The following is an 18,677-nucleotide window of genomic DNA, read 5'->3' on the forward strand; positions in this document are numbered from 1 at the left end:
ATTTTCACAGCGCGTTGTGACGCGTGATGATTTTATGCTAGAAGAAACAATGTTCTAAGGGGGACATATGGCACGACGCGCAACATTGAAGGACGTGGCGCAGGCTGCGGGAGTGTCGGTGACCACCGTATCTCTGGTGCTGAACGGGCGCCCCGCGCGTGTGTCGATGGAAAAGCGCGAGCTGATCGCCAAAGCGGCCAAGGAGCTGCACTATGTGCCCAACCAGAGTGCGCGCAGCCTCGTGACCAAGCAGTCGAAACTCGTGGCGCTGATCGTTCCTGACATCGAGAACCTGTTTTTCGCCGCACTGTCGAAATGCGTGGAAGACGAGTGCGCCGCACAGGGCTATTCGCTGATCGTGGCCAATTCCGACGATTCGCGCACGGTCGAACATGATTTGATGGTCCGGCTCTCCTCGCGAGGCGTCGATGGCATGATGCTGATTCCCGCGCGTGAATCATGCGCCGCCGAAGACAAATTGCAGGCCGATGTGGAGCAGGTGGCCTGCCCGGTGGTGCTCATCGACCGGCTTGTGCAGAACGGTTGGTGCGATGCCGTCGGATTCGACAACTATGTAGGTGGCCAGCTTGCCGCGCGGTACCTGTTGGAGGAAGGCCATCGGCATATCGGCATCGTGACCGGTGACGTTGCGGAATCGAGTGCGTTTGACCGCAAGCGTGGCTTCATGGATGCCGTCGAACAGGCGGGGGAGCATTTCGATCCCGCATTGTGCGTTGCGGGCGACTACCGCTTCGACAGCGGCTACCAAGCCGCCGATCGGATTGTCGACGGCGGTGCCACGGCGGTGTTCTGCTGCAACGATGTGATGGCGTTGGGATTCCGTCAGCGTCTCGCCGAGCGTGGTCTGCAGGTGCCGCAGGATATGCGGGTGATCGGTTACGACAATATTCTCAATCGATTCGGTCTCGGCATGCATATGACCACCGTCGAACAGAGCGTCGCCGAACTGGCGGCAGCGTGCTGGCAGATGCTCTCCACCCGCATCGACGTCGCAATCGGCCGCACCGGTGCCGGCAAGAGCGAGGATGATTCCGAATCCGAGGATGCCCAGGGCGGCGAGCGCCCCTGGCTGTCTCGTCCGCGGGTGCAGGTGCTTACTCCGAGACTGGTGCAGGCGGTCCGGGCCTGACCGTGCATCTTCTTTGACGTGTATCCCCTTCTTGTGTAGAAGGTGTCGGTCTGCGGGGTTTGACGGGCCTTTCCGCTTGTCGGGGGTAAAAAGCGACACGCGGGCAGGCTGACCCCCTTTGACTCCCTTGATAAAACGCTTTATCATACATGTAACAACAAGGTTGAGAACGTACTCGCCTGCTTTGTGCAATACAAGCTGACGACAATGGGACGTGTAGTGGCGGACCGCCGTCAGGCCCGTCAATGAGGAAAGGCATAACCATGAAGAAGCTGATTCTGGACTTGGATACCGGTGTCGACGACGCTCTGGCCATCTCCTACGCCCTAGGAAGCCCGGAAGTCGAACTCATCGGCATCACCGGCACCTACGGCAACGTGCTCGTCGAACAAGGCGTGCGCAACGCACTGGCCGTAACCGACCTGCTCGGCCACCCGGAAGTCAAGGTCTACCAAGGGCTGCCGCACTCCAGCGCCACCGACCGTTTCGAAGTGCTGCCGGTCTCCGCGTTCATTCACGGCGAAAACGGCATCGGCGACGTGAGCATCCCCGACTCCGACCGTTCCGTCGAAACCGAATCCGCAGTCGACTTCATCATCGACGCCGTCAAAACGTATGGCAGGGATCTCGTCTACGTGCCGACCGGTCCGATGACCAACATCGCGGCGGCCCTCGGCAAGGCGCCGGAAATCAAGGACGAGATCGGCGAAATCGTGCTCATGGGCGGTGCCCTGACCGTTCCGGGCAACGTGAACGCATGGACCGAAGCCAACATTTCGCAGGATCCGGACGCGGCCGACCATCTGTTCCGCTCCGGCGCACCCGTGACCATGATCGGGCTCGACGTGACCCTGCAGACCCTGCTCACCTACAAGGAGACCCGGCAGTGGCGCGATCTGGGCACCAAGGCCGGCACGTTCCTGGCCGACATGACCGACTACTACATCAAGGCCTATGAGACCACCGCACCGCACCTGGGCGGCTGCGGTCTGCACGATCCGCTCGCCGTAGGCGTGGCGGTCGATCCGACGCTCGTGACCACGCTCGACATCAACATGAAGGTCGATGTGGACGGCCCGACCCGAGGCCGCACCATCGGTGACGAAAACCGGCTCAACGATGCGGTCAAGACCATGAAGGTGGCCGTGGGCGTGGACGTGCCAAGGTTCCTGAACGAGTTCATGACACGCATTTCGGGGCTCGCCGGGAGCGCGGAGTGAGGGCGCGCCGAAGTGACGCGGCCCTTTCCGTTTGACCTTTTCCGTATTGAATGTGGAGTTTGAAAGCAAGAAGGACGGAAAGTAGGTTTCACGGAATGTTTCACGGACGGGCCGCCCGTTGAAGGACCGGAATCCGCAATAATTGAAAATCATTGGAAACAATCGGAAAACAACGTCTCAAGGAGGCAAGGATGGGTGCGACTGAAGTGCTCTCTGCATTGGATCGAATCCACGGCACGGTGTCGGTGATCGGCTCCATGAACGCGGACTACACCGTTACCGCGCAACGGCTACCCGGGCCGGGGGAGACCATCACCGGCGGCCCGCTGCAGCTGCTGCCGGGCGGGAAATCAGGCAATCAGGCCGCTGCGGCCGCACGCATCGGCGCTACCGTGCAGATGTTCGGTGCGGTCGGCTCCGACGGCAATGCCGAGTTCCTGCTCGGCGCGCTGGCCGAGGCGGGCGTGAACACCACGCACGTGCGCCGCGTGCTCGGGCCGAGCGGAACCACCGTGATCACCGTTGACGCAGCCGGCGAAAACACCATCGTGTACTCTCCGGGCTCCAACGCGCAGGTGACCGTTGACTACGTGGAATCCGTACGTGAGGCGCTCGTGCGTTCCTCCGTGCTCGGACTGTGCCTCGAAAGCCCGATCGAAACGGTGACCGCCGCCGCACGCATCTGCCATGAGGCGGGTGTGAAGGTGCTGCTCAATGATTCGCCGTTCACGCCGTCGCTGCCGGCCGAGCTGGTGGCCGCCTCCGACATCCTGCTCGTCAACGAACATGAGATGGCGCAATTGCTCGGCATCGACGAACCCGAGGACGACGATTGGGATGCCTTCGACTGGGGCCATGTTCTGGCCGAAATGCGATCCTTCGGCTTCGAACAGGCGATTGTGACATTGGGAGGCGACGGTTCCGTGGTGCTCGACGCCACCGCCGAAAAGCCGATTCAGCGCATCGCGCCGGTTCGCGTGAAGGCCGTCGACACCACCGGTTGCGGCGACTCCTTCATGGGTACCGTGCTGGCTGGCCTCGCTTCGGACATGACGCTTTCCGAATCCGCGCAGCTCGCCTCGTACGTGTCCGCATATGCGGCCACCGGTTACGGAGCGCAGGCTTCATACGGCAACGCCGCGCAGATTCGCGAGGCATTCGCCGAGTAGGCTGGTGCGGCCGCTGGGTTCTGTGGCGGTCTGGTTCGGCGGCGGCCGGTCTGGTTTTGCGGTGACGCGTGGCTTGGAGTTTACCGATAGTTGCGGTGGCGGACGGTAGTTGCAATTATTCCTGATGATTATCGACTTTCGCACAAACACGATTTGCCAAAACGACTGTTTTGGCAAATCGTGTTTTTTGCATGTCCCTTAAATGGCCTCGAAAAACGGATTTCTTGAGTTAGGGGGTATGAAATTGGCTGTCTGAGACGCGAATAGACCCGTATGGAGTGGAATCCAAGCGCACGATTTTCGAAAGGGTCTTTTCCGAGCAATCGTGCGCGGCGCACTGCACAATCCGCCCTCTCTGCTTCTCTTCTCCCTTCCTTCTCCTCTTTTCTTACTTCCCTTATTCTCTTTATCCTCCTGCCATCCTTATCTTTTCCTTTCCCTCCTTTCTCCTTTCTCTCATTCTCCTTATCCTCCTGCCATAACACTTTGGTGGGGCGAACCATCCGCGTGCGGCATGGGCACCCGCATTGTTATATTTGAATTTGGCTTAAATTCACGCACCCGTATATTGGAAGGCGAAGCATGTCGGCGATTCTCGAAGGCACCCCGGATAAGAAACTGGCTTTGGTGACGGGTCGCGCGTACCCCGAACAGGCCGAGGAAACCGCGAAGTACCTTGGCACCCATGTGCTTGAGACCACCTCATATGATTTTGCCAATGGTGAGATGTACGTGCGCTACACCGAACCGGTGCGCGGCGCCGACGTGTTCGTGATGCAGGCGCACACCATGCCGATCAACAAGTGGATCATGGAACAGCTCATTATGGTCGACGCCCTGAAGCGCGCCTCCGCCCGTTCCATCACCGTGGTCGCGCCGTTCCTTGGCTATTCCCGTCAGGACAAGAAGCATCAGGGTCGCGAACCCATTACCGCACGTCTGATTTTCGACCTGTTCCAAGCCGCCGGTGCCGACCGCATCATGACGGTCGACCTGCATGCCGCTCAGGAGCAGGGCTTCTTCGATGGCCCGGTCGACCATCTCACCGCCATGCCGGTGCTGATCGACTACGTGCGCAACAACATGCCGCTGGAGAACACCACCATCGTGTCCCCGGACGCCGGCCGCATCAAGGTTTCCGAACAGTGGGCCGCCAAGCTCGGCGGTCTGCCGCTCGCATTCATCCATAAGACCCGCGACACCACACGCCCGAACCATGCGGTCGCGCACGGCATCATCGGCGAGGTCAAGGGCCGCGAATGCGTGGTCGTCGATGACATCATCGATACCGCCGGCACCATCTGCGAGGCAGTGCGCACCCTGCGCGAGGCTGGTGCGAAGTCGGTGACCCTGGTCGCCACGCACGGCCTGCTTTCCGGCCCGGCCGTGGAACGTCTGCGTGATTGCGGTGCCAGGGAGATCGTGCTTACGGACACCGTGCCGGTTCCGGAAGAGAAGCGTCTGCCGAACATGACCGTGCTGTCCGCCGCGCCGCTGTTGGCCGCCGGCATCCGTTCCGTATTCGAATCCGGTTCGGTCTCCACGCTGCTTAACGGATTGCCTGAAGACATGCGTCCGCGCAGCATCTATGCATGATTCATGATTGGTGACCTATGTGACGAAGCCTCGCCTTTGCGGCGGGGCTTTTCGATTGAAGCCGGATTCCTCGCTCGGCCTTTCCCCTTTCCTTTTTTCGGGACATGAAAGCCGTCAACCCCTTTGCTTGGGGAGCGGAAAAAAAGGAGGACTCGTCTGGGTGTCGGGATATGCTAAACAGGTTGTCTGAAATGTATCTCTATACCTTATATATGGATGCGTGAAGGCAGTACGCATACACACTCCTGCCGTGGAAAGTCCATGGCCGATAGTCCGAAGGAGGTGGGTGATGTCTGCGCATAAGTACGAACTGATGTTCATTGCCGATCCCGAGCTGGATGAGCGCGGTCTGAAGAAGCTGACCGAGCAGTATCTGGAAACTGTCACCAAGGAAGGCGGTGACGTCGAGAACATCGACATCTGGGGCCGCCGCAAGCTTGCCTATGAGATCGATGGCAAGACCGAAGGCAACTACGTCGTGGTCAACTACTTCGCTGATCCGACCACCAGCGACGAACTCGATCGTCTGCTGAACCTGAACGAATCCGTCATTCGCACGAAGATTCTTCGCAAGTAAGTAATTTCAAGCTTTTCAAGCTGCACAAGTAAGTAGGTAACGTCATGGCAGGCGAAACGATTATCACCGTGGTGGGCAACCTCACGGCTGATCCTGAAATCCGTACCACTGGCAACGGTGCATCCGTGGCCAGCTTCACGATTGCCTCCACTCCGCGCACCTGGAACCGTAACTCGAACCAGTTCGAAGACGGTCAGGCCCTGTTCATGCGCTGCTCCGCGTGGCGCGACATGGCCGAGCACTGTGCGCAGAGCCTGTCGAAGGGCATGCGCGTCATCGCGCAGGGCCGTCTGCAGCAGCGTTCCTATCAGGCGCAGGACGGCTCTCAGCGTACCGTCGTCGAGATGCAGGTCGATGAAATCGGCCCGTCCCTGCGCTACGCGACCGCCCAGGTTACGCGTACCTCCAGCGCCAGTGGCCATGCCGGCAATCGTGGCGGCAGTGGCTTCACCGGTAACAACGGAGGCTATGCGAACAATAATGGTGGCTTCGGCGGCAACGCCGGCGGCTACCAGGGCGGTGCCGGGTATTCCGGCGGCGCAGGCTATCAGGGCGGGGCTTCCGCTCCCGCCAACGCCGCGCCCGCCGCAGCACCGGCTTCCGACCCGTGGGGCAGCGCGGATTCTTCCGCAGCGTCCTTCGGATCCTTCGGCGCCAGCTCCTCCGAATTCGGAGGCAACGACGGCGAGCCGGAATTCTAAGCTGAAAAGCAACCCCAGATTTTAAGGAGAACATCAAGATGTCACGCAAGAGGCCGCAGCCGCCGGTCAAGCCGTTTAAGAAGAAGCCGAATCCACTGAAGGCCGCCAAGATCACCGAGATCGATTACAAGGACGTCGCCCTGCTGCGCAAGTTCATTTCCGATCGCGGCAAGATCCGCTCCCGTCGTATCACCGGTGTGACCGTGCAGGAACAGCGCAAGATCTCGAAGGCGATCAAGAACGCCCGCGAGATGGCTCTGCTGCCGTACGCCACTTCCGGCCGCTGATCTTAGAGAGGTTTGAACAATGGCTGAAACTAAGGTTATTCTTACCAAGTCCGTCACCAACCTGGGCCACCCGGGCGATGTGGTGACCGTCAAGGCCGGCTATGCCCGCAACTACCTGCTCCCGCAGGGCCTGGGCTTCGCCTGGACCAAGGGCGCCGCGGCTCAGATCGAGTCCATGAAGCGCGCTCGTCTGGCCAAGGCCGTCGCCACCCGCGAAGAGGCCGTTGCCGCCAAGGAACTGATCGAGGGCACCACCGTCGAAATCGCAGCCAAGGTCTCCGAGTCCGGCAAGCTGTTCGGCGGCATCTCCGCTGAGAAGATCGCCATCGCGCTGTCTTCCAAGGTCGAGGTCAATCCGAAGAACATCACCGTTGAGCCGATCAAGACCACCGGTGACTTCCCGGCGACCGTCGCTCTGCACCCGGAAATCACCGCCTCCTTCTTCGTGAAGGTCGTCGCTGAGTGATTTCGGCCCTGTTCGCCATGGCTAGGGTCTTGCCTGACCATGGTGAATGACTTCAGACTGTACGTCTGAGCTTAAGCATTGGGAATCCCCCTGCACCACTGTGGAGCAGGGGGATTTTCGTTAGGACCGACATCTAATTTGTGAAGAAATCGTAATTACTGAAGTATGAGCAACTCATAGGGACGGTCTCATTCGTAGATCCCGCTGATCATCCATGGTAATGGGATTGCCGATAATCGCTGGAATTCCGCGATTCTGCATTTGCGACACGCCGAGAGTTGCATTTGATTCGATTCTGAGTATATTTACTTCTCGTGCTCAGCGAGAACAAATCCTCGCAAGACCAACGCCCCTTTAGCTCAGTTGGTTAGAGCAGCTGACTCTTAATCAGCGTGTCCAGGGTTCGAATCCCTGAGGGGGCACAGCAAAACCCTTGGAATCGTTAGGTTCCAAGGGTTTCTTCGTTTTCCGTCACAACCCATTCCGGTAACACTGGCAACAGCGCAAGAGCATGCCTATCAGGCCGATAGCGCCCTTTATCCGTCCCGGGCATCCGTCATGGCCGCCGCCCGGCAATGAGCCCGGCCTCAACCGCCCTCAAATGCCTGTGGGGCGTGCCTGCATGATGCGAGCACGCCCCACAGGGAATGAAGGAACTTTATAATGTTCAGTTCATGCGACGACGCACGAGAACAAGGGCTCCACCTGCCACAAGAGCGATCACGGCCACAATCGCGAGGATGGTGACGTTGCTGCCGGTATTCGACAGGCTCTTGGTCTGGGGCTGGGTGGTGGTCGCCTTGGTCGACTTCTGCGGCGTCTTCTCCAGCGGCTTCACCGGAGTATTCTGCTCAGGTGTGGTCGGAGTCGTCGGAGTGGTCGGCGTGGTCGGCGTCGTCGGCTGAGACGGCGTCGGCGTCGGCGTCTGGGTCTTCTGGTTGACCATGGTCAGGCTGACCGGTGGGGTGGCCTGATGGAATTGGGTGGCCAGCAGATTCTGATATCGATCGTTGGACGCCTTATAGATGTCCAGGGTCTGCCCCGAAGGAATGTCCGCCGTGCTGTCAACCAGCGCCTGGACGGCGGCGGAATAGGGGTGCGGCACGACCGGACGGGAGTCGGTGTAGTACCAGATCGCATACTGGGTCGCATCTGCGAACTCCCGGTCGGTCAGATTGTACTGCTGCTGGATACCTGCATTGTTGTTCGGATATCCGTTGTACAGCACGCGCAGCACGTCCTGATACAGGTCGGTGCCGGGGCGTGCGCGCTCGGCAAGCTGGCTGAACGCGTCGGCCGAACCTTCGATCCTCGTGTAGTCCAGTCCTCCCGTCGGGCTGGACTTCCGCAGATTGAAGCAGTACACGGGGGTGACTGTCTTGGAGGCGTCCTTCGACACGAGCGCACTCGAAGTCAGCGCGCCACCTGCCTGGAAGGTGTAGTCCGTCGGAGTGGTGTCTTCGGGAGCCTTGACGGTAAACGGCTGGTCGGCCGCCTTGTCATATCCCTCAGGGGCCGTGGTCTCCGTAAGCGTGTAGTCGCCTGCGGTCAGGTTGGTGGTATGCACGGTGCCGTCTGAGGTCCATTCGTCGTCGGTGACGGTTGCGCCATTGGCGTCCTTGTGGGAGATTCGCAGCTGCGCACCCTTGAGCGCGGCACCGTCGGCGTCGACCTTCGACACCTGTACCGGCACGGTGGGATTGCCGTCCGCATGCGCCAGGGCGGAGGAGAATACGCCCATGAGCATGATCGCCGCGACGGCGACCAGAGCGGATAGGATGCGTGTTCGATTTCTGATTGTTCTCATAGTACCCTCTCGTAGTTCAATCTCGGGAGAGCAGGAAAACCATTAAACCGGATTTTTTCCGATTATAAGGAGAAAATCCTGCATCTCGCCTTTCTCAGGGTACCTATACGTGTAGTTTTTCCCCCGAATCCTCTGCCTGCGGGCGCAAGCTGAAAGGTTGCATAAGATGTCGGACGAATTTTCTGACAGAACCCTTCCATCCGTCACCCTCTTTGAAGCGACGAAAATCGGCGAATGAATAACTGTATGCTGACTGCATCCAAACTGAAACCCGCGAAACCCAATCGCGCCGGCGGCGGCGACGCTTCTCATGATCCGATCGAACGAGATGATTCCTTCTAGGGGCTATCTAGGGGTTTCACGCGGCTTGTCGTATTGAAAAACCGTACTTTCGCACATCCTCTCTCAGTTCCTGGGCGGAGGCGACGGAGTCGCGCACCTCTTCCGCGATAGATAGTGCGTGGGCGCGGGACATGCCGATTCCGGCACCAATTGCGGTAAGGTCCTTCGCAGTGTTCCGTCGCACACTTTATGACGGCTTTGATGCCATCTCCCGGCATTGGCTGATTAGGCAAATCAAATATGTTCATATTTTGGCAATATGTAGTGTCTTTAGCCAATATTGCGCATATGTGCGTACATTCTTTGAGCGGTACCACAGGACGTCGCTCCTGCTATCAAGCCCCCTGACGATACTGGCATGCATCTTCTTGTCAATCCCGATCTTGACCCCGGCCCTCCCGCTTGCAAGGGTGGTAAGTGAGCGCTCGATGCGATTCCGGAGTACGATTCTCGTAATTTTTGGGGTGACTCATCCGCCGGCCCGAAATGACATGGGTGGGAGTAGTATTTTGCCCTGTTGTCCGCTTAGAGCGGAATCGCAATCAACCTTTCGCCAACGCGAGAAGAAGCAATTAAGAGGAAGACGAAGTGGAATACTCACTCTTTACCAAACTTGCCGCTGAATTCGTCGGCACCGCCGTGCTGATGGTCTTCGGCAACGGCGCCGTCGCCAACGCGGAGCTGAAGAACACCAAGGGCTATCGCGCCGGCTGGCTGAACATCGCCATGGGCTACGGTTTCGGCGTCATGTTCCCGGTGCTTATGTTCGGTGGCGTCTCCGGCGCGCACATCAACCCGGCCATGACCCTTGCCCAGGCCATCAACGGCATGTTCCCGTGGGGTCAGGTGCTGCCGTACATCATCGCCCAGCTGCTGGGTGCCATCGCCGGCCAGCTCATCGTGTACATCACCTACTGGCCGCACTACAAGGACACCGAAGACGCCAACGCCATTCTCGGCACCTTCTGCACCACCGATGCCCACAACGACCGCATCAACTACTTCGTCAACGAGTTCTTCGGCACCCTCATGCTGGTACTCGGCGCACTGTGCTGCCTTGAAATGCCGTGGGGCAAGGCGGATCATGCCGCAGCCTCCATCGTGGTCGGCTTCATCGTATGGGGTCTCGTGACCTCCATGGGCGGCCCGACCGGTCCTGGCCTGAATCCGGCCCGTGATCTCATGCCGCGCCTGCTGCACGCCATCCTGCCGATTCCGCACAAGGGCTCCTCCCGTTGGGGCGAGGCTTGGATTCCGGTTGTGGCGCCGATCGTCGGCGCAATCGTCGGCGCGTTCCTCTTCAAGTCGTTGTTCGCCTGATTTCGACTATGCTTGAAGGTCCGTGGACAATCGTCCGCGGACCTTTCTCATATTGCGGGAAGGAGTCAGGGTGCGATTCATACGATATGTGCTGCGTGCGCTGAATCCGAAGACGGCCGTGACTATGGATTCGCGTCAGGTGTTTCGCATCCGCCGTTGCGTGGTGGCCGGCGTGATTGCGGTTCTGGTCATCGCAATGGTCTCCTGCGGTGTGTACGGGGTGAAGATGCATGCGCAACGGGCCGCGCAGGCCTCGCAATCGACGACGTCAACGGGTAAGACGACCGCAAAACGGCAGAATTCCAAGAAAGACTCGTCCGGCAAGCAGTCGCAAAAGTCACAGGACAATGCCGACAATGCCGATACGGAGGATTTGGTGCAGGCCGAACTGAAGAACCAGTCGGCGCCGCTGACCGACGACCAAAGGAACGAGATCCTCGCCAAGGCCCAGCAGACGGCGAGGGACAACGGACATGAGCCCACCCAGTACACGTATTGCGTGGCGCAGAAAGGTGATGTCGGCTCGCTTGACGACTTCGCCAACGCCGTCTACCGCATTCTCAACGGCGAGCGCGGATGGTCGCGTGCCGGTGCCACGTTCGTGCAGGGTGCGGATGGGAGCTGCGATTTCAATATCGTGCTTTCCGAAGCGCGGTATATGACCACGTTTTCGCCGGATTGCTCCACCGAATACAGTTGCCGTGTGGATGAGAACGTGATCATCAATGACGATCGTTGGAATGGTGGCACGAACGATTGGCTTTCCGCGGGCGGGGACATGGCGAGATACCGTGTGATGGTGATCAATCATGAGGTGGGGCATCGGCTTGGCCACACCGATAACGAGACGACGTGCGCCGGGGCCGGTCAGCTCGCGCCGCTGATGCAGGAGCAGTCCATGCATCTGGATGGGTGCGCGACCAACGAATATCCGCTTGATGGCGAGTTGTGGATCAAGTAGCGGCCGGTGCGTTCCCTAGAGTCCGAAATAGGCGTTGAATGCCTGCGGGTCAAGGGTGCGGTCGGCGGTGTCGGCTTTGACTTTGGCCCAATTGAATTCGGCTAGGGCCTCCTTGGTGCTCATGGGTTGCGGGTGCGTGGTCTGCGGGTCGCCCTGGATGCCGAGCAGCCAGGCGCAGTAGCCGACGATTCGTTCGGGGGTGGCGCCGTGGGCGCGAAGTATGCCCATGTCCAGCGATCGCTCGCGTTTGGCAAGGCGTTGGCCGGTTGCGTTGTCGATGAGGGGGAGGTGGGCGTAGGAGTAGTCGGCGGAGTCGGTGAGGGCCTGTCGGATCCATATTTGCAGGGCGTTGGAGCGTAGCAGGTCGCGCCCGCGAACGATGTCATCGACGCCCATGGCAAGATCGTCCACAACGACCGCCAGTTGGTAGGAGAACAGGCCATCGGCCCGGCGGACGATCGAATCTCCGATGTCGCGGGCCATATCGAATTCCTGGTGGCCGAACACCCGGTCCTCGAACGTGATCGTCGAATTCGAAGGGGGCATGGCGATGCGTAGGGAATGTCGTCTGCCCTGCGCAAGCCGTGCGCGTACCTCTTTCGGATGCGTTTCGGCGAGCCGACGGCAGGTGCCGGGGTAGATCATGAAACGGTCGCCTTCCTGCGGTGCGGAGGCCGCGCGGATATCCGCGCGTGAGCAGAAGCAGGGGTAGATCAATGGCGTCCCGTTTCCGGTGGTGACGGTTCCGGAAGCGTCGATGGTGAGATTTTGCAGGGTGTGCAGGGCGTTTTCATATAGATCGTGGCGGGTGGATTGGTATATGGGTGCGCCGTCCCAATCGAGGCCGAGCCATTGTAGGTCGTCCATCATGAGGTCGGCGGCCCCGGGGATCACGCGTGGTTTGTCGATGTCTTCGATGCGCAGGTAGATTGCGTCGTTGCGGCTGCGTGCGGAAAGCCATGCGCCCAGCATCGCGTAGATGTTGCCGATGTGCATGCGGCCTGACGGCGTCGGGGCGAAACGGCCTGGCATCATGCCTCCTTGGTTGGTTGATCTTATAGGACTTTACCTCCCTTGCCGGAAAGACAAAGTCAAGAGGAGGGGTATGATGGGGTGAATTTGGTGATAAAACGTTGAACCGATTGTGTGACATAGATTACATATGGTTTAGCGTACAGCGATACGGGTGATTTCGCCCCCGTCATTTTCAAGGCGTGAATGATAGGGTGAACCGTCCAGAGCACGTAAGCCGTATCCATATCGCACGGCGCGTAAGCGGGGTCAACGGTATGACAATGTGAAAGTGGGTGGAGCATGACGAGAAGACGATTCAGCCAGACGGAAGTCGAATATCTACGGTCGCTGCCGGCGGTCGAGGCGGTTACGGAAAACCGCATCACGTATTCGCATGATTTTCAGGTCAACTGCATGAGCCGCTATCTGCAGGGGGAGCGGCCGAGTGTGATTTTCACCTCGGCCGGTCTGAGCCCCATGATCGTCGGCCATAAGCGTGTGGAGCGCAATATCGCGCGCTGGAAGCATGACGATGACATCATGAGCGAGGCCAAACAGCCGGGCGCTGCCGCCGTGATGCCGACCGATACCCGCAATCGCCTCATCACCATGCAGATGGGCCAGATCCAGTCGCTGACCTGTCAGGTGCTCGCGTTGCGGCAGCGTGTCGGCGAACTCGAGCATCGGTTCGAGTCCATTGAATCCTGAATGGCGCAAACGCTGCGGGAGGCGCCGGGATTGCAGCGGGTGCTGAATACCCGTTGGACGATCAGAACTTCAGGGGGAGGTGACTCCCCCTTACGAATGTCTCAGATTGTGGAATGCACTGCGACAATCACAGTGGCATGAAGCATAAAGGACTGCGGGCAGAGCGCAGAAGCCCCCTTCCACTGCTGTCCGATACCAGCCCGTACGAATAGCCGGCCGTTTTATCGCTTCACTTCAAGGCCGGTCGTACGGGCTTCTTCATACCCTAGGAACAGGGATTGGGAATCGACATAAGGGGCGATGAGATGACTGCTTATATGGATCATAAAAATCTTGCCAATGAGGTAATCGACACGGCCCGCGCGCAAGAGATCGCGGACGGCGTGCATCGTGTGCTGGAGCGCGTCTCCACCGCCGAATCCAAGGCTGGGCGCGAAGCGGGCTCGGTGAAGCTGTTGGCCGCCACGAAGACGCGTGACGTCGGTGAGATCATGGCCGCGATCGACGCCGGGGTGCGCATGATCGGCGAGAACCGCCCGCAGGAGGTCACGGCAAAGGCCGAAGGATTGCTGGGGCAGTGCGCGCAGCGCGGTCTTACGTTGGGCGCGGCCGCCGATGACACGGCCGCCGGCAATGCGGAAGGCGAGCATATTCCGTTCCACCTGATCGGCCAGCTGCAGAGCAACAAGATCGGCAAGGTGCTGCCGGTGGTCGATACGATCGAATCGGTGGATTCGGTCGAGCTGGCGGAGAAGATTTCTCGTCGGGCCGTCGCGCGTGGCATCACGGTCGGCGTGTTGCTTGAGGTGAACGAGTCCGGTGAGGCGTCGAAGTCGGGTTGTGATCCGGCGCATGCCATTCGCATCGCGCAGAAGATAGGTACGTTGGACGGTCTTGAATTGCAGGGCCTGATGACGATCGGCGCGCATGTCGACGATGAGTCCACGATTCGCAAGTGCTTCGCGCATCTGCGTAGGACGCGCGACCTGATTCTTGAATCCAAGACGCCGGGCACCGAACGTTGCCTGGAACTGTCGATGGGCATGACGGGCGATATGGAGCTCGCCATCGCGGAGGGCTCCACCATCGTGCGCGTGGGCACCGCCATCTTCGGGGAACGCGCGTTCATCTAAACGGTCTCAACGGTCCAGACGATGGGCCGCCGTATCCTCTTGTCCGTTTGGAGGGGCGCAATCATGGCAATCCCTCCAATAGGGGGTGCAGGTTGCGAAAGCCGTGATGCGAAGATGGTTGCGTTCGAAGGAGGCGCATGATGCTTCGCAGATTCCGTGCGCGACAGGAGGATGCTCAAGCCACGACGATACCCCTCTCGGAACCGTCCATGCCTTCCTTCGCAGGTCTTCGCCTGCGCGGGGCTACCGCCGGACAGCGGCGGGACGAAACACAAAAGACTGATGACTCCTGGACGCCACAGCCGTTCGAGCGGGTGATCGACATATCGGACGTGGTGCACAGGCGTCACATACGGCTCATGCAATTCGTGGCGATGCGCGCGGTTGCGACGCTGTTAATCGTATCGGCCCTATGCGTGGGCCTGTTCCCGGCCGCCATGCAGATGCGATCGTCGCAAAGTCTGTCGAACACGTCCGATTCGGCGGCGAAAACGGTTGCCGGCTGGCCGTATCCGCAGGCTGAAGACCAGCTTACCGACGCCCGCGCCTATAACACACGTCTTGCCAAGGAGGGACAGCCGATTCTCGGCGAGGCCGCCGATCCCTTCTCGTCAGCTGCGGGTGTTTCGAGGACTTCCGAAGAAGAGGACTCTGCCTCGAGTCAGGATGAGGAGTACCAAGGTCTGCTCGATTCCGGTTCCGGCATCATGGGAGCCATATCGATTCCAAAAATCAGCGTGAAACTGCCGATCTATCACGGCACGTCGGAGCAGGCGCTCGCCAAGGGCGCCGGGCATCTGTACGGTACGAGTCTGCCGGTCGGCGGTGCGGATACGCATGCGGTGATCACCGGGCATCGTGGCCTGGTCGAGGCGATGATGTTCACCCGTCTTGACGAAATGGAACAAGGCGATTTCATGTACGTCAAGGTGATGGGTGAAACCCTTGGCTATCAGGTGGATCGCATCAGCGTGATTGATCCGAATGACACGTCACGTCTCAAGGTCGAGCCGGGAGAGGATCGTCTGACCCTAATGACCTGCACGCCGTATGGCATCAACACCCAACGCCTGCTGGTGTCCGGCCATCGTGTGTCGATTCCCATGCCAGCACCCGATCCGACCGACCTCCATGATGCACGGAGCATCGGCCTGTGGGCTGGTATCGGCGTTCTGACCGGCGGTACGCTGCTGTGCTTCATCGTGCTCAGGCTGATTCGTCCGAAGCGCAGAATCATGCGTCACGCCGGCTCTTGGCCGTCTCGCGGCTGAATGACTGACTCATGACGGTTTGTCGCATCGCGTGATTACAGGCGATGCTGATGATGAAGCGCGATCTGCCGCGATTGTTCCGACACGGGGCGCTTGCATGCCTTTTTAACAGTCCTTGAAAAAGGAATCTCATGACGTAAGTGGTCATGGAAGAGGGGTTAATTCCATTGAGATTCCGGCCATTTTCGGTGTCATAAGTGGCTATGCGTTCCCCCATGAGGGTGTATGTGCTGCAAAGGTTTCTTTCCTACACTCCGCTTCATGAGGCGCGTGACGGAGCTCAACCGCATGCGTTAAGAAGAAGAGATGGACAAGCTATGAAAAAAATCAAGGATTTGCTTGCCGACCTTGGCAATCGACACCACAAGGATCTTGGAAAGAAACTCATGGCTGCGGTAGCTGCCCTCGTAATGTTGGGTGGCATGGCCGGTGCAAGTACGATGGCACTGGCCGATGATGCGACAGGTCACGGCAATGTCACGAACACCAGGATGGATGGCAATGCCGATCAGACGTCCGCGTCATATCTCAGCATGGTGAAGGTCACCTCCCCGGGGTTGTCCGAGCCGAAGCACACCAAGAGCATCGAGTATCAAGGCAACGGTAAGTACACGCTCAAACTTGATGTGACCGGCAAAGACGCCTCCACATCCACCACAACCACTACACCGATAGATATCGTCTTGGCGCTGGATGTGTCCGGTTCCATGCGGTATCCCTTTGATGGGTACGACAGTGGGCAAAAGCTTGAAGCCTTGAAGAAGGCAGTGAATTCCTTCTTGGATGAGACGACGAAGACCAATGCCACAATCGAGAACGAAGCCGACAAAGTGGCGGTCTCCTTGGTGAAATACGCAAACGAAAGTGTGGACTGGATAGGTGATGACAACTGTAGAGGGGGGAATTGCACACAAATCGTACGCGGACTCACGACGAATACCGATTCGCTGAAAAACAACGTTAATCGTCTGTGGGCGAGCGGCGCTACCTATGCGGATGCCGCGATGACCGTTGCGGAGCGGGCGCTGAGTGCAGGAACCCGTGCCAACGCGAAAAAGTATGTGATTTTCTTCACTGATGGCGAGCCCAACCATTATAACGGCTTTGAAGGCTCTGTTGCGAATGCCGCCATTGCAAAATCCAAGGAATTGAAGAACGCCGGCACCACGGTATATTCCATCGGCGTTTTCAATGGTGCGAATCCGTCGGAGGATGTAGCATATACCAGCAATACCAATAGGTTCATGCACGGCATCTCAAGTAATTACCCTAATGCCACCGGGTACCGGAATCTAGGTACCCGAGCCTCCGGCGACTACTACTATGCGGCCTCTAACTCCGCACAGCTGAAGCGGATCTTCGACGATATTCAAAAGACCATCACCGAAAAACACGTGTATACGGGAGTTTCCATCACCGATCGACTATCGGGGTACACCGGACAGAGCGGCATCGTCTACGACGAATCCGCTGCACGGATATTCGACGGCAAGACGTTCTACAAGGTGACGGGCGGCGTCACTTTGAATGCCACCGGCGGTGCGGCAGGCGAAACTCCTCCGGTAGCTGATACGGATTACACGTTGTGGTACAGCGAAGACGGCAACGGCGTCGTCAGAGCCGAGTTCGCTGAATCGTACGAACTCAAGAACGACATGACGTACACATTGTCGTATGACGTGGAACCGACCGATTTCGCCTACCAGACATATGCGAAGACCGGCTATGACGCGACGGGTGATGCCGATACCGGAGCCACCTCGGCGGGCGAGGCCGGCTTCCGGTCCAATGAGACGGCCCAAGTCTGCTACACCACTGACAACAGGTCGAACTGTGTGGACTATCAGCATCCGGTGCTGCAGGTACCGGTCGCCAACGTTACGGTAACCAAGGAATGGGCGGATGCACAGCCCGCTGACGGTACCGAAGTGCGGATGCATCTCAAAGGCTACGACGATGCGGTTGACCACATGGTGACGTTGAATGCCGACAACCATTGGAGTGACAGCTTCGTCAAGCTTGCACCGGGGGGAATATACACTCTCCGAAGAGGCGATCGACGGCTACACCAAAGTCGGCGATGAGAAGGTCACGGTGACGATTAGTAAGGATGAGCTGTGGGCGCTTGCCGACAAGGACGCCGACCTGCAGCAACCGTTGAAAACCTACGAATTCACGATTCAGAACCAACGTAACACGATTGCGTTGCAGGATGGCGTGAAGATCAGCAAGACGACCCAGGGTAACGACTATGCGGAGTCCTTCGACTTCGAGCTGACCGACATCACGTCGGATGCGCAGAAGATGCAGAACACCGGTTCGATACTGAAAGGACTCGACGGCGGCAAGCAGACGACCTCCATCGGCAATTTGAATGCGGATATTGCCAAAAATGGTGCGTTTACCGCTGATGCCAAGGGTAACCCGCTGACATTCTCGACCCCGTTAAACGATGGTACCGACACCTACACCTTTAACGTCATGGAGGTACAGCCCGCAGCCAGGCACGGTTGGCGCTTCGATAGGTCCGAATATCACGTGACCGTTACGGTCGCCAAGAACGCGAGCGGCCAATACGAGGCGAAGGTGACGCAAGTCGTGCAGGTCAAGGATCGCGATGGCCAGGACATTGCAACCGACAAGCAACAACCGGTCGCCGATTTGACGTCCGCGTTCGTCAATCGCTATATCTCGGTTGCGACGCTCCCCGCGACAGGTGGCCTCACCGGCAGGCAATGGCTGTTCATCGGCGGCTGTCTTGGTCTGATCGCCATCGTGGCGGGAGTCATCGTCTCCATCTGGAGCAACAAGAAACGGTTGTACTAATGGGGGTGATGATGACAACCAATGGCTGAGCAGACGTGTCCGGCCGAGTCAACGGAGACTTGGCCGGATATGAATTCTAATAAAACACGACATCCGAACCAACTGTGAAACATAGCAACAATTCAAGAA

Annotated in this window: 17 protein-coding genes and 1 tRNA gene; 16 read left to right on the forward strand and 2 right to left on the reverse strand. The window is 58.8% G+C overall.

Features of this window, described 5'->3' with window-relative positions; translation table 11 throughout:
• Positions 1 to 67: 67 nt before the first annotated feature.
• The 9 genes from BMOU_RS01675 (at position 68) to BMOU_RS01715 (ending at position 7,588) form a co-directional block, all read left to right on the forward strand.
• The gene (locus BMOU_RS01675; RefSeq protein WP_034874116.1) at positions 68 to 1,150 is read left to right on the forward strand and encodes a LacI family DNA-binding transcriptional regulator; all 1,083 of its coding nucleotides are present in this window, start codon (positions 68 to 70) and stop codon (positions 1,148 to 1,150) included.
• Positions 1,151 to 1,413: 263 nt separating this feature from the next.
• A complete protein-coding gene (locus BMOU_RS01680; protein ID WP_051428855.1) occupies positions 1,414 to 2,370 on the forward strand; it encodes a nucleoside hydrolase in 957 nt (318 codons plus the stop codon).
• A 191-nt stretch (positions 2,371 to 2,561) separates the two neighbouring features.
• Positions 2,562 to 3,539, forward strand: a complete 978-nt coding sequence (locus BMOU_RS01685; protein ID WP_034874120.1) for a ribokinase — start codon at positions 2,562 to 2,564, stop codon at positions 3,537 to 3,539.
• Positions 3,540 to 4,121: 582 nt separating this feature from the next.
• Positions 4,122 to 5,135 carry a ribose-phosphate diphosphokinase gene (locus BMOU_RS01690; protein ID WP_034874122.1) on the forward strand — a complete coding sequence of 338 codons (1,014 nt, stop codon included), beginning with the start codon at positions 4,122 to 4,124 and terminating at the stop codon, positions 5,133 to 5,135.
• A gap of 289 nt (positions 5,136 to 5,424) precedes the next feature.
• On the forward strand, positions 5,425 to 5,712 hold the full coding sequence (gene rpsF / locus BMOU_RS01695) for a 30S ribosomal protein S6 (RefSeq protein WP_034874124.1): 288 nt from the start codon (positions 5,425 to 5,427) through the stop codon (positions 5,710 to 5,712).
• Positions 5,713 to 5,756: 44 nt separating this feature from the next.
• Positions 5,757 to 6,413: a single-stranded DNA-binding protein gene (locus BMOU_RS01700; protein WP_034874126.1), complete on the forward strand. Its 657-nt coding sequence runs from the start codon at positions 5,757 to 5,759 to the stop codon at positions 6,411 to 6,413.
• Between the two features lie 38 nt (positions 6,414 to 6,451).
• Positions 6,452 to 6,700, forward strand: coding sequence for a 30S ribosomal protein S18 (gene rpsR / locus BMOU_RS01705; protein WP_003838589.1), 249 nt, complete (start codon positions 6,452 to 6,454; stop codon positions 6,698 to 6,700).
• A gap of 19 nt (positions 6,701 to 6,719) precedes the next feature.
• Positions 6,720 to 7,166: a 50S ribosomal protein L9 gene (gene rplI, locus BMOU_RS01710; RefSeq protein WP_034874130.1), complete on the forward strand. Its 447-nt coding sequence runs from the start codon at positions 6,720 to 6,722 to the stop codon at positions 7,164 to 7,166.
• A 348-nt stretch (positions 7,167 to 7,514) separates the two neighbouring features.
• A tRNA-Lys gene (locus tag BMOU_RS01715) sits at positions 7,515 to 7,588 on the forward strand.
• Between the two features lie 245 nt (positions 7,589 to 7,833).
• On the opposite strand, the gene BMOU_RS01720 is transcribed toward BMOU_RS01715, so the two are convergent.
• Positions 7,834 to 8,973, reverse strand: a complete 1,140-nt coding sequence (locus BMOU_RS01720) for a thioester-forming surface-anchored protein (protein WP_034874132.1) — start codon at positions 8,971 to 8,973, stop codon at positions 7,834 to 7,836.
• Between the two features lie 930 nt (positions 8,974 to 9,903).
• Between BMOU_RS01720 and BMOU_RS01725 the strand changes: the two genes are divergently transcribed.
• Both BMOU_RS01725 and BMOU_RS01730 read left to right on the forward strand, forming a co-directional pair.
• Entirely contained in the window at positions 9,904 to 10,635 is a 732-nt protein-coding gene (locus BMOU_RS01725; protein WP_034874134.1) for an MIP/aquaporin family protein, read from the forward strand.
• Between the two features lie 70 nt (positions 10,636 to 10,705).
• A complete protein-coding gene (locus BMOU_RS01730; protein ID WP_235143646.1) occupies positions 10,706 to 11,596 on the forward strand; it encodes a DUF3152 domain-containing protein in 891 nt (296 codons plus the stop codon).
• A 15-nt stretch (positions 11,597 to 11,611) separates the two neighbouring features.
• On the opposite strand, the gene BMOU_RS01735 is transcribed toward BMOU_RS01730, so the two are convergent.
• Positions 11,612 to 12,628, reverse strand: a complete 1,017-nt coding sequence (locus BMOU_RS01735) for a glutamyl-Q tRNA(Asp) synthetase (protein ID WP_034874136.1) — start codon at positions 12,626 to 12,628, stop codon at positions 11,612 to 11,614.
• Positions 12,629 to 12,910: 282 nt separating this feature from the next.
• On the opposite strand from BMOU_RS01735, the gene BMOU_RS01740 reads away from it, so the two are divergent.
• The 5 genes from BMOU_RS01740 to BMOU_RS11490 all read left to right on the forward strand — a co-directional run bounded on the left by BMOU_RS01740 (position 12,911) and on the right by BMOU_RS11490 (position 18,548).
• Complete coding sequence (locus BMOU_RS01740; RefSeq protein WP_034874138.1) at positions 12,911 to 13,318, forward strand: HTH domain-containing protein; 408 nt, start codon at positions 12,911 to 12,913, stop codon at positions 13,316 to 13,318.
• A 305-nt stretch (positions 13,319 to 13,623) separates the two neighbouring features.
• Positions 13,624 to 14,451 (forward strand): YggS family pyridoxal phosphate-dependent enzyme, encoded by an 828-nt coding sequence (locus BMOU_RS01745; RefSeq protein ID WP_034874140.1) that lies wholly within the window; start codon positions 13,624 to 13,626, stop codon positions 14,449 to 14,451.
• Positions 14,452 to 14,660: 209 nt separating this feature from the next.
• The gene (locus tag BMOU_RS01750; protein WP_034874471.1) at positions 14,661 to 15,722 is read left to right on the forward strand and encodes a class C sortase; all 1,062 of its coding nucleotides are present in this window, start codon (positions 14,661 to 14,663) and stop codon (positions 15,720 to 15,722) included.
• Between the two features lie 317 nt (positions 15,723 to 16,039).
• On the forward strand, positions 16,040 to 17,806 hold the full coding sequence (locus tag BMOU_RS01755; RefSeq protein ID WP_235143647.1) for a DUF7604 domain-containing protein: 1,767 nt from the start codon (positions 16,040 to 16,042) through the stop codon (positions 17,804 to 17,806).
• Positions 17,807 to 17,816: 10 nt separating this feature from the next.
• Positions 17,817 to 18,548, forward strand: coding sequence for a Spy0128 family protein (locus BMOU_RS11490; RefSeq protein ID WP_235143648.1), 732 nt, complete (start codon positions 17,817 to 17,819; stop codon positions 18,546 to 18,548).
• The last annotated feature ends 129 nt before the right edge of the window (positions 18,549 to 18,677 follow it).

Source organism: Bifidobacterium moukalabense DSM 27321, assembly GCF_000522505.1.
Lineage (GTDB): Bacteria > Actinomycetota > Actinomycetes > Actinomycetales > Bifidobacteriaceae > Bifidobacterium > Bifidobacterium moukalabense.